Origin of the sequence: Stenotrophomonas sp. PS02289 (genome assembly GCF_029960115.1) — a bacterium.
GTDB lineage: Bacteria > Pseudomonadota > Gammaproteobacteria > Xanthomonadales > Xanthomonadaceae > Stenotrophomonas.
In genome coordinates this window covers 1-11,529 of the sequence record NZ_JASCOZ010000043.1, presented here as the reverse complement: position 1 = coordinate 11,529, position 11,529 = coordinate 1, and the positions used below count along the sequence as shown (strand labels likewise).

The 11,529-nt window shown below is 62.3% G+C and carries 8 protein-coding genes; 6 read left to right on the top strand and 2 right to left on the bottom strand.

From position 1 onward, the window contains the following. Nucleotides 1–47: 47 nt before the first annotated feature. Both QMX83_RS08285 and QMX83_RS08280 read left to right on the top strand, forming a co-directional pair. Nucleotides 48–692 carry a hypothetical protein gene (locus QMX83_RS08285; protein WP_282296158.1) on the top strand — a complete coding sequence of 215 codons (645 nt, stop codon included), beginning with the start codon at nucleotides 48–50 and terminating at the stop codon, nucleotides 690–692. 1 nt (nucleotide 693) lies between these two features. After that, a complete protein-coding gene (locus QMX83_RS08280; RefSeq protein ID WP_282296157.1) occupies nucleotides 694–1,140 on the top strand; it encodes a hypothetical protein in 447 nt (148 codons plus the stop codon). Between the two features lie 416 nt (nucleotides 1,141–1,556). Here the strand turns inward: QMX83_RS08280 and QMX83_RS08275 are convergent, their stop codons facing one another. Then, nucleotides 1,557–1,928 carry a hypothetical protein gene (locus QMX83_RS08275; protein WP_282296156.1) on the bottom strand — a complete coding sequence of 124 codons (372 nt, stop codon included), beginning with the start codon at nucleotides 1,926–1,928 and terminating at the stop codon, nucleotides 1,557–1,559. On the opposite strand from QMX83_RS08275, the gene QMX83_RS08270 reads away from it, so the two are divergent. From QMX83_RS08270 to QMX83_RS08260, 3 genes are all read left to right on the top strand, one after another. Further along, entirely contained in the window at nucleotides 1,921–2,214 is a 294-nt protein-coding gene (locus QMX83_RS08270; protein WP_336618955.1) for a DUF4224 domain-containing protein, read from the top strand. The two genes, QMX83_RS08275 and QMX83_RS08270, sit on opposite strands and share 8 nt — an antisense overlap. Then, complete coding sequence (locus QMX83_RS08265) at nucleotides 2,214–2,438, top strand: DUF4224 domain-containing protein (protein ID WP_282296154.1); 225 nt, start codon at nucleotides 2,214–2,216, stop codon at nucleotides 2,436–2,438. Before QMX83_RS08270 ends, QMX83_RS08265 begins: the two co-directional genes overlap by 1 nt. A 124-nt stretch (nucleotides 2,439–2,562) precedes the next feature. Beyond that, a complete protein-coding gene (locus QMX83_RS08260) occupies nucleotides 2,563–3,330 on the top strand; it encodes a PIG-L family deacetylase (protein WP_282296153.1) in 768 nt (255 codons plus the stop codon). Nucleotides 3,331–3,755: 425 nt separating this feature from the next. Here QMX83_RS08260 and QMX83_RS08255 read toward each other — a convergent pair whose 3' ends face one another. Further along, on the bottom strand, nucleotides 3,756–5,678 hold the full coding sequence (locus QMX83_RS08255; RefSeq protein ID WP_282296152.1) for an FG-GAP-like repeat-containing protein: 1,923 nt from the start codon (nucleotides 5,676–5,678) through the stop codon (nucleotides 3,756–3,758). 649 nt (nucleotides 5,679–6,327) lie between these two features. Here QMX83_RS08255 and QMX83_RS08250 point away from each other — a divergent pair. Then, nucleotides 6,328–11,457, top strand: a complete 5,130-nt coding sequence (locus QMX83_RS08250) for an IPT/TIG domain-containing protein (protein WP_282296151.1) — start codon at nucleotides 6,328–6,330, stop codon at nucleotides 11,455–11,457. Nucleotides 11,458–11,529 lie beyond the last annotated feature (72 nt).

Here is an 11,529-nt window from a genome sequence, read left to right as displayed (position 1 = left end):
CGAACTTGGCCGGACTACCCGCTTCCCTCACGTGGATATCTAACATTGTGGAGTGGACCAAGGGCTGGGCGTGGGTCTTGGTTCCCGCGTCGCTTCTGGTCGCATTCCTCGCTTTCCGATTCAGAAAAATGATCGGAGATCCTGCGGTCATTGACGTCGTTCACGAATTGCTAACGACCTACCGGAACAAGATCGTCAGTGAGCGGGGTTCCAATCTCGAGCATCACCATAGGGTGACGCTGTTTCGACATCGGGAGTGGGCGATGGTTTGGAGGCGATGGCCGTGGCAAGGGTGGCTCATTCCCGAGATCCGTTCGGGCGAAACCACGCGAAACCCATCTTGTCGCTTCAAGGCTTCTTCAGATGCTCCTGATGAGGCTGAGGGCGTTGCAGGGCTAGCGTGGGTCAGCTCGAAGGACGTGGAGATATCGTCACTCCCGGACGTTTCTTTCCCCAATGCTACGGAAGAGGCGGTGGCTGACTACGCGCGAATTACTAAGTTGTCGCCCCAAGCCATTCGCAAGATGAAGCCCCACGCGCGCTCCTTCCACGCATTTAAGGTTCACCTAAGCAACAAACGGTGGGGTGTTATAGTCATTGACAGCAAAAGCGCTAGCTTGAATAGAGGCAAGATCAACGACGGCTACAACCAGTTGATGCCGAGTCTGGGCGTGTTGCTAAAGAGGATCTGATATGACGATCGATACCGGATGGTTAGACCTACCCGCATCAGTCTCAGATGATGAGGTGCGTCTAGACAAGGGCGTGGCAGTGACTCGAATCACGTCGCGGTACGAGAGTCCGCGGCAGGTGCGAGCTATTCACGATAGTCCTGGGCGAACATTGACGATTGAGTTTCGGTACTTCGGCGGGCAAGAGGCGACCCGACACGTGAGGTTTAGTGGAATCGTCGTTGGTGAGGTCGGCAAACATAGCCATCGAATCTACTCACTGGTTTTCAATCCCGTGTCGGCAGAGGCCGGGTTCCAAACTATGATCGAAAGGGCGGTGTGCGACCTCCAATCAGCTATTGAATCGGCCCGATTCGAGGTCTCCGAAGACAACTCGCAGGCGACCAACAACGTCATTTCAAGAGTCGTGAAGCCTGAGCTACCCAAGGCAGCCATGGCGGCCGGGTGAGGTTCGAATCCTTCACGGCCACCAGTTGCTTCAATGATTCAAGGCGCTCATGGAGCGCCTTCTTCATGCCAGCGTTGCCGTCTACTTGGTTTGACGTGTTGTAGCAGCGATCCTTCTGGACAACGGTTTCGCCCTCGGCCGCCGCACTCCCAACATCTCGGCAACGCGATCATCGGCTGAATCCCAGCGAGGAGGGCGTAGTGATGGCGCAGGGAGCGAGAGCTGGGGTGTTGCCACTCTGGACTGGGCCCACCAAGTGCTCAGGTCGTTTGGGTGAATCCTGTCGGATCTCGCGCTCTGGCCGAGGCGGCAGGCCTGAAGCTGCCCGGCATCGATCGCCCGGCGCAGCGCCTTGGTGGAACAGGCAGAAAGCTCAGCTGCTTGCGCGAGGGTAAGGAGTTTTCGGGTGTCACTCATTAGGCCTTGCCCTTGGTCATCTTCTTCTTTTCCTCGTATCGCGCCAGCTTGGCCATCGCCTCCGCAGCGGCGGGAGTGCTCGGGGTAGAGGCTACTCCTCGGGCGGTCCCCTCTGCCCATTGCTTGGAGTCGTAGATGGCGCGGTAGAGGGCGGCTTTTTCGTAGAGCTTCTTGCCCATGAAGTTGCGGGGCTCGATGGCGTGTGCCGAAATGTGAGAGTCAAATTGGCTGCGAGAAACGCCGCAGTAGAACGCGGCTTCCTCAACGGTCAGCCAGTCCTTGACCGCTAGGTTGATCCGGAGTACTGCCAGGTCTTGGCGAAGGCAGGCGATTTCCTCTTCCAGACGGCCGGGGGGCGATCGAATGTCCATAGAGTCTCCTGGGCGGTATAACCGAGACTACCTCGCTACATGCATGATTGGCGGAGCCCCCTCGCGTGGATCACACATGGCCGGAGAATTCCTTTCCCGCAATGAAGTCGAAGAGCTCTGCAGGACGCCGATCAGGGCGCGCCAAGTGGCGTTCTTCGAGCGGAACAAGAGTCGACACCAAGTAGACGAGTACAACCGAGTCATCGTCCTTCGGACTGCGGTGGGTGCACCGGTCCGCCCTGACTCTCCCAGACCCGTTTGGCGTTCTAACAAGGAAGTGCTCTGATGTCAGACAAGCTTTGCTTGACCCGCGACGAGATCAAAGCGTTGGCCCGCAGCCCACAGAAGGACCGTCAGCTTCGCTTCCTCAGGCAAAACGGAATTCGGCACTACATCGACGGCAACGGCTGGCCGGTCGTTCTCAGGGCGGCAGTGGGGGCGCTCGAACACACCCCGCCCGCAAAGACGGACGAGTGGTGGCCAAATGCGCTTGGCCCCCGTCCCCGCTGAAGTAGGCGACACCCGTTCGCAGTTGAGTAGTCATCAGCTGTTAGAACTGCATCGTTGTCTCAGCCAGTGAGTTGCCCCTGGCTTAATTTGATGTTGCCCACCAGGGGCGACATTGGGAACGACGATGACAAATGTGACCTTTTACGTAGGACCCCATCAGGACGATTGGCAGCTGTTTCGCGGGGAGCAGGCCTACCTCGATATTCAATCGGGCGCGCGAGTGGTCTTCATCTACCTCACAGCGGGCGACGCAGGGGGAGGGCCGGTGCCAGGTTGGTGGAGTGCGCGCGAGCAAGGAGCGTTGGAGTCTTGCCGATATGCTGCCGGACCGAATCCATTGATTTGGGGAGTCAATTGGTTCAACGGTCGGCCCATTACGGGGTGTGACTGCGGGAACACCACCAGCTATTTTCTTCGATTGCCTGACGGCTCGCTGGAGGCATTACGAACCAATAGTGCACCCATCAGTGCCATCGACGGGTCCACGAACTACCTCGGGTGGGACGATATTTGCCAGACAGTCAAGGCAATCTTGGACGAGCACAAAGCGGCCTCGACTAACCTCCGCCCTTATGTGAACGCGCCAGATTACGACACAGCGTTGAATCCTGAGCCGAACACAGATCACACGGCTACCGGCTTCGCTGTCTTGGCTGCTACGCCGCAGGGATACAATCGTGCGTGGTGGGTGGGTTATGACATCGGCGAGCGGCTTGAGAACATCGATGCTGTCGCGGCGGGGCGGAAGCGGGGACTTCAACAGGCGTACACCGGCCGTATCCTTAAAGAGACTACTGACGCCGGTTCTCCCTATGACGACTGGGCAGGGGCTGGCAGCATCTATGAGGCCTGGATCAAGCGAAGCTACTCGCGCTCGGACTCTGGCGGCTGATCAAGTCTGAACTACGCGGGGGCCGCAATTCGCCCCGGCGCAGGGCCGCGGCCCGTTCGGCAATGGCCCGAGGCCCACAACAAAGTGAGCCGAAAAGTGAGTCGATTCAGAGGGTTGTTGTTGAATAATCCAATAAAAACAATCAGATGGTTGGCAAATGTGGTTGCTGGTGGGCCACCACATTGATGTCCAGCGAGAGCCGGAAGCGTTCGGTAGAGACTGCTGCTGGCTTGTAGTGGATTGGGTGCGGCGGTGGGCACTGATCCAGAGCCGACACGGCAGCGCAAAGTGCCGGATTGAAGGCCCAGCAAGGCGTAGATTGTCTATGCCTTGATGGGCCGATTCTCAAAACTTGGCGTGTCGCTGAGCCTCAGGGAAAGAGCGGGAATGATGAAATGCCGCCGGTCACCGCAGGAGGTTGGTGATCAGCGTTGGCCTGTATGGATGGTCAAGCCTGGATTCCATCGAGTAACCGTCCCTGGTGCAAACCGGAGGCCATCACTGGTCTGACCAAATCGAATCTCGATGTCGTTCCCTGCGGATTGAACCAGGACGTCAGTCTTCCCGTCGCCGTTGAAATCATTGGTCGACAACTTATGGCCAGGACTCCACGCAGCAACGCTTTGTGGGGAGAAGCGAAGTGCGTCGCTCGCCTGTCCATAGCGAATTTCCACAGCCCCGGTACTGGCATAGATCAGAACGTCATCGAAGCCGTCCCCGTTGTAGTCTCCCGCAAGCAGAGTATGACCAAGATTCCAGCTGGTCTGCGAGGTTGGTGCAAATCGGAGTCCGTCATTCGTCTGCCCATATCTGATCTCAACCGCGCCTGAAGTCCCGTAGACCAGCGCATCGCTCTTTCCATCACCATTGAAGTCGGCAATGGTGAACGAAAGTCCTGGGTTATACTGGTCGTGTGCCGTTGTCGCCAAGCGTAGGCCGTCGCCAACTTGCCCATACAGAACGTCAATGTCGCCGCTCGGACCGTAGAGCAGAACGTCGTCCATGCGATCTCCGTTGAAGTCGCCGACGTACGCCTTGGACCCAATGGCAGCCTGTCGCTGAGACTGTGGCGAAAAACGTAGGCCACGATCCTTGCCGCCATAGCGAATTTCCATGGTGCCGGTCGCCTGGACGATGAGCACGTCCGTATACCCGTCCCCGTTAAAGTCTCCGGCAGAGAGGCGGCTTCCAGTGTTCCACAATGTACGCCCTGGCACGAACTCAACTAGCTCGGCATCAGGTCGGCCGTACCGGATGCTTACACTTCCGTCTCCACCGTACGAGAGAAGATCCGAAAAGCCATCGCCATCGAAGTCGCCGCTCACCAAGCGCGCGCCCGTGGCCCAAGGTGCTTCACCCGGTGCCTCAGTCAGTGAGCGAGCTACTGGCGCGGTGTCGGTCGTCAGCTGCCCCGTCCCGACCCATGCAGAACCACTTTCGGGGCTGTAAAGGATGAGATCGCCACCCCCGTCGCCGTTGTAGTCGACAGATCGCACTGGGGCGCAGCTACCGTCAGCTCGTCGTAGACTTCCTGCATAATCCGCCCGTGCGGGGCACGCCCTCGGAGCAAGCTGCTCGACCTTGACCCAGTCAACGTGAAAGTCCGCGGGTAGCACGGTGTCCGCCGTCATTCGGTTGGTTATGTAGCTCGGTATTGATGTTGGCGGGGCGAGATTGGTATTCAGATGGACCAGCATCGGTACGTTTGGCACATTGAGAGTTGAGCGATAGAACTCATTGCCATCAACCGAGTAGGCGACATAGTTAGGCGTCCATTCGGCAGAGAATATATGGTAGTCCAATGAATAGTCGGCCGTGCCTATCAGGCCATATGCTGCTAGTGACGAATGCGTTTGGTGAGTCGAGCAATCTGCCGGGTTTGTGAACCAGAAATGTTGAACATTTATGGCGCGTGGGTTCGACTGCTTTAGGCCGGTAGCCTCAAAAATGTCGATCTCGCCGCAAGCAGGTGCATACGAGACTAGCCAGAATGCGGGTATGACTCCTGGGGTATTGGTCATCTTCACCCGAGCTGAATATCGGCCGTAGGTGAAGTAGCGCGGGTAGTAGAGGCCTCCTGTCTGGTAGTAGGGAGTACCGTCCAGGATGTCGCCACGAAAAACTGCATCGCCTTGGCTAATGAAGGCGTTCTCAGGCCTGTAGGTGTACGCAACTGCACCTGAGTCGTCCGTGACATCACCAGCCCACCGCGTCCAGTAGCTTAGCGTTGGGTCATTGAAATGCTCCTCCATTACCGTCACCCATTCTTGGTTGACTTCCTGTGCGGATAGGACCGGTGCGGTCATACCCAGCAGGGCTAAAGCGATCCCTCTGTTATAGCGCCTCATCGTGAGCTCCATGTTCTAGGCGCGGCGAAAGCCGCCGATGGAGCATGCGCTGCATTCTTCTACAATTCCGGGACGCGTCGCGCAAGACCGATAAAGAGACGAATGATCCACGATCGGCTTACCTAAGCGTGCAGGTACCTTGGCCGCCCGGCCGGTGTTACGGCGTGGATCAAGCGTCGCCGACCCAGGGTCTGCCCTGCGGCAGCGGCGTGTCCGGAAAGTCCTGACTGTCCGTCAGGATTAGAAGCAGGCACCATCCCCTTCACATTCGCGGGAAATTTTCTGTGCTGTTCTTCACGGAACGGGGCGGAAAAGTGGCAGTTGGGGCTGCCGCAACAGCACGATTGCTAAAGCAACACGCGAGTGGAGCCGCTATAGATGGGCTACGGGGTGATTCTTCTGGCCCGACCGTAGCCGCAAGGCGCGCTGGTGATGCAAATGGGGAAAGGACACCGTGGCCCGCTCGGGTTCCAAGGTGCTTTTCAGGGATAACAAGATGAGATCGCATCCGGGCAGGTGCCTGGCATGCGGCACTGGCTTGGCCTGCGGGTCGGCAAGCGCATTCAAGGATCAGAACATGGAGTTGTACATGGGAATCGTCGCCGCACAGGATGCTGGGCACACTAGCCGCACGGGAACGTCGCGCCGCATGGCGTGGGCCTGGCTTGCCGCGACACTCTTGCTGTTCTCGGTCTGTATGCCAGCCGCCCGCGCTGCGTCGTTCAATGAGAGCTTCAGCAGTCCACCGCCGGGGGTGCCCAACAACTCCGCTTCCGCCGGCGTTGCCTCGTTCCAGATGACCCTGGGTGGGGACGTGTTTGTCTTCACCGCTTCCTCCAACGCGTTTGTCTGGGAGTCCGGTGCTGGACTGCTGGTCAACAGCTCCATCACCCAGATCACCATACGGCGCCTGGACAATGGCCCGTTCGTGCTCAATACGCTGGTGTTCAATGGCGATAACGGGCCAATCTTTCCTTTTACTGTCCGCACGCTGCGCAACGGCTCCGATGCAGTGCCGCAACGTGGGATAACGCCTTACTACTCCGGTACGCATGTCTACAGCGCCGTGGAGGTGGATGAGATCCGCATGACAGGCGACGACCTGCTCGGGTTTGGCCTTGAAGGCTTCTCGGGCAACACGACGCCTGCGCCTGCGGTGACGGGGGTGTCGCCATCAGCCGGCCCGAACGCGGGCGGCACCGCTGTCATCATCACCGGCCGCAACTTCAGCGGGGTCACGGGGGTGACCTTCGGCGCTACTTCGGCAACCAACTACACGGTCAACAGCGCGAACCAGATCACCGCTACCGCGCCGGCCGGAGCAGCCGGCACGGTGGATATCCGCGTGACCACCGCTGGTGGCACCAGCACGACCAGTCCGGCGGACCAGTTCACCTACGTCGCCGCGCCGACGGTGACCTCGGTGACTCCGACGGCGGGCCCGAGTACGGGCGGCAACAGTGTCGTCATCACCGGCACCAACCTCGGAAATGCAACTGCGGTGACCTTCGGTGGTACTGCGGCAACGGGCTACACAGTTAACAGCGCAACGCAGATTACCGCTACCGCGCCGGCCGGAGCTGCCGGCACGGTGGACATCCGTGTGACCACGGTGGGCGGCACCAGCGCCACCAGCGCCGCCGATCAGTACACCTATGTCAGCGCACCGACAGTGACCTCCGTATCTCCGACGGCCGGGCCAGGCACGGGCGGCACCACCGTGGTCATCACCGGCACCAACCTCAGCGGTGCCACTGCGGTGACCTTCGGTGGCACTGCGGCTATCAGCTACACAGTCAACAGCGCGACCCGGATCACCGCTACCGCGCCGGCTGGCGCTGCCGGCACGGTGGACATCCGCGTGACCACGGTGGGTGGCACCAGCGCCACCAGCGCCGCTGATCAATACACCTATGTCAGCGCACCGACAGTGACCTCCGTGTCTCCGACGGCGGGGCCAGTCACGGGCGGTACCACTGTGGTGATCACCGGCACCAACTTCGGCGGGGCCACTGCGGTGACCTTTGGTGCCACTGCGGCGACCAACTACACGGTCAACAGTGCGACCCAGATCACCGCTACCGCGCCGGCAGGAGCTGCCGGCACGGTGGACATCCGCGTGACCACCGTTGGCGGCACCAGCGCCACCAGTGCCGCCGATCAGTACACCTATGTCAGCGCACCGGCAGTGACCTCCGTGTCTCCGGCGGCCGGCCCAACTGCGGGCGGTAACACCGTAGTCATCACCGGCGTCAACCTGGCTGGCGCGACGACCGTGTTGTTCGGTGGCACCCCGACAGGCGGCTTCACCATCAACAGCAGTACCCAGATCACGGCCAGCGCGCCGGCCAATGCAGCCGGTACGTTCAACGTGCGCGTGGTCACCGCCGGGGGTGTCAGTCCGGTCGGGTCGGGCAACGAATACCGTTACCTGTCAGCACCGGTCGCCAGCAGCTTTACCTACGCCAGCGAAGTGCCCTACAACGCGGGCGGCAACGTGCCGCTGGCGTTCAGCGTGGCCAGCCACGCAAGCAATGCGCCCACTGCTTTCGCGGTCACCTCGGCCGTCACCACGCTGGGCGGCTCCGTCAGCATCGATGCTGCCGGCCAGGTCAGCTACGTGGCGCCGGTTGGCCGCCGTGCGACGAATGACACCTTCCAGTACACCGCCAGCAACGACGGTGGCACCTCGGCACCGGCAACGGTCACCCTGGCGCTGGGCAACCCGACGCTGAGCGCTGCCCTTACCGGAAACGGCGTGCAGGGCGTTGCACTCTCGGCAGTGGCGATCACCGCCAGCGGCGGTCTTGCGCCCTATACCTGTGCCGCGATGCCGGCCTCCGGCACGCTGCCCGCAGGTGTGCAGCTCAATGCGGACTGCTCGCTCAGCGGCACCCCTACCCAGAGTGGCAGCTTCACCTTTGCCGCCGAGATCACCGACAGTTCGAGCCCTGCGTTCACCGCGACCAGCAGCACGCTCACGCTTGCCATCAGTGCCACGGCACCAGGTGCGCCGAGCATCGGCACTGCCACGGTCTCCGGCACCGGCGCGGTCACGGTTACTTTCAGTGCTCCTGCCAGCGACGGCGGTGCTGCGATCACCCAGTACACGGCGACCGCGCAGCCGGGCGGTGCCACCGCAACCGGTGTTGGCTCGCCGCTGACGGTGACAGGTCTCACCGCGGGCACCGGGTACACCTTTACCGTCACCGCCACCAATGCGGCCGGGACCAGCGCGCCCTCGGCACCGTCCAATACCGCCACGCCGATCGCGGCGCTGGTGGCGAGCCCGGTCAACGCCACCATTGCCTACGGTGCATCGGCCACGCCAATCGCACTGGTCATCAACGGCACTCCAGCCACGGTCGCTGTGGTCGACGCGCCCGCGCACGGCACCGCCGTTGTCAGCGGCACCGGCATCCAGTACACGCCCAATCCCGGTTATGCCGGTCCGGACCGCTTCAGCTACCGCGCAAGCGATGCGTTCAGTACGTCCGCGCCGGCCGACGTGAGCATCACCGTGTCCTCGCCGACCGTTGCGCTGACGCAGGCGACGCTGCCCGAAGCGAGCACCAGTGACACCTACAGTCAGACGCTGCAGGCCACCGGTGGAGTCCAGCCGTATACCTATGCGCTGACCGCCGGCGCGCTGCCGGCCGGCCTTGCGCTGCAGACCGACGGCACGTTGTCCGGCCGCGCAACGGTCGCCGGTACCTTTGCCTTCACCGTGACCGTCACCGACAGCAGTACGGGCGATGGCCCGTTCACGGGTAGCCGCAACTACAGCCTGGTCATCGCCTCGCCGTCGGTGGTGCTGGATGTTCCGGCGCTGCCCGATGCCGACGGCGCGCAGTCCTACACCCAGCAGTTGACCGCCAGCGGCGGTACCGCGCCGTATCGTTTCGCGTTGCGTGCAGGCCGCCTGCCGACCGGCCTGGCGTTGTCCGAGTCCGGTGCAGTTTCCGGTGAGCCGACCGAAGCGGGCACGTTTGCCTTCGAGGTGCAGGTGACCGATGCCAACGGCTTCAGTGGCAACCGCGCCTACACCTTCGTGGTGCAGTCCGCAGCCCAGGCGATTGCCGCCTTCGTTGCTACTCCGGACGCCCCGGTGTACCGCCCGGGTGGCACGTTCACCGTGTCTGCCAACGGCGGTGCGTCCGGCCAGCCGGTGCTGTTCGCCAGCGCCAGCCCGTCGGTGTGCACCGTGCAGGGGGGCACGGTCACCATGCTCACCGCCGGCATCTGTGCGCTGACCGCCGATCAGGCCGGCAACGGCCTGTACGCCGCCGCCCCGCAGTTGCGCGTGGACGTGGTGATCGCAGCTGCCACGCCGGTCATCACGTGGGTGGACAACCTGTCCAAGGTGTACGGCGAAGACGATTTCGAGCTGCCGGCACCGCAGAGCAACAGCCCGGGCGCGTTCACCTTCACCAGTTCCAACACCGCAGTGGCCACGTTGAACGGGCGCACGGTCACGCTGCAGGGCGAGGGCACCACCACGATCACCGCGGCTCAGGCTGCGAGCGCCGGCTATGCCGCCGCAAGCGTGCAGGTGGAGCTGGTGGTCATCAATCGTCCCGACCCGACCCAGGACCAGCAGGTGGTCAGCAGCTTGCAGGCGCAGGTGGACTCCACCGTGCGCTTTGCCCAGGTGCAGCAGGCCAACATCCGCGATCGCCTGCGCCAGGTACGTACTGGTGACAATGCGTCCAGCATGAACCTGGTGCTGGCCTACGCCGGCGGCAATGGCCGGCAGGGTCTGTCGGTGCCGGTGGGCAATGGCTTGGCGGAGGCACCGGCACTGCCCCAGGGCTGGGGTGCCTGGGCGGCCGGCACGCTGAGCTTTGGCAGTGTCGGTCGCGGCCGCACCAGTGCCGACTTCAACACCGGCGGCATTACCGTCGGCGCGGATCGTGCGCTAAGCGAGAACGTGCTGCTGGGCTTGGCGGGCAGCTGGGGTCGCCAGGACACCTCGTTCGATGGCAGCCCCTCCACCACCGATGCCGACCAGCGCTCGCTGGCCGTCTACGGCCTGTGGCGCAGTGGCGAGCATGTGTTCGTGGATGCAATGCTGGCAGCCGGCAAGATTGACTTCAGCATCAACCGCTGGAGCGAGCAGGCTGCAGCATCGGCGCGCAGCAGTCGTGCCGGTGACCAGCTGTTCGGCTCGCTCACCTTCGGTTACGAACACCGCACCGCCACCGGAACCACGCTTACCACGTACGGCCGTTATGACGGACACAAGGCCGAGCTGGACCCGTACCGTGAGTTCGGCCTGGGGGTGTACGACCTGAGCTACGGCCGTCAGGACGTGGAGACCAGCGCACTGGCGCTGGGGCTGGAGGGAACGCATGCGTTCAAAACCGACCGGGTGACCTGGCGCCCGCACTGGATCGTGGAATATCGCACCGCGCTGGATGATCGCAGCGACGTGTCGATGAACTATGTCCAACGTCCGGTCGCGCGCGATTACCTGCTCCAGATGCGCAGCTACAACGACGACACGCTGTCGATTGGCGCGGGGGTGGACCTGCAGTTCGACAGCGGCTGGATGTTCTCGCTGCTGATTGGCCATGATCAGGGCCGCAACACGCTGCGCAGCAACAGCGTCGGGCTGCAGGTGCGCTACGGCAGCCGCAGCAGCGCGCCCACGGTGCGCTCGCGTCCGCAGGGCAACGACCTGTTGGGTGCGGCAGAGGCGGAGCCGGCATGCGCTGAGCTGCCCGCCGGTTGTGTGTCCGCCAGCGTGCCGCAGGCCGGCATGACCGGGGCGCGCTGACCGGCGCCTGATAACAGCCGACTCGCTGTCGCACTGCGGTTGATTGAACAAGAGCGCCTCGATCCCAACAGG

What these genes read in the sequence shown, in the direction of transcription:
- QMX83_RS08255 (WP_282296152.1), bottom strand. Translation starts at nt 5,678, where the DNA reads ATGAGGCGCTATAACAGAGGGATCGCTTTAGCCCTGCTGGGTATGACC.
- QMX83_RS08270 (WP_336618955.1), top strand. Translation starts at nt 1,921, where the DNA reads ATGTCCATAGAGTCTCCTGGGCGGTATAACCGAGACTACCTCGCTACA.
- QMX83_RS08265 (WP_282296154.1), top strand. Translation starts at nt 2,214, where the DNA reads ATGTCAGACAAGCTTTGCTTGACCCGCGACGAGATCAAAGCGTTGGCC.
- QMX83_RS08280 (WP_282296157.1), top strand. Translation starts at nt 694, where the DNA reads ATGACGATCGATACCGGATGGTTAGACCTACCCGCATCAGTCTCAGAT.
- QMX83_RS08260 (WP_282296153.1), top strand. Translation starts at nt 2,563, where the DNA reads ATGACAAATGTGACCTTTTACGTAGGACCCCATCAGGACGATTGGCAG.
- QMX83_RS08250 (WP_282296151.1), top strand. Translation starts at nt 6,328, where the DNA reads ATGGCGTGGGCCTGGCTTGCCGCGACACTCTTGCTGTTCTCGGTCTGT.
- QMX83_RS08275 (WP_282296156.1), bottom strand. Translation starts at nt 1,928, where the DNA reads ATGGACATTCGATCGCCCCCCGGCCGTCTGGAAGAGGAAATCGCCTGC.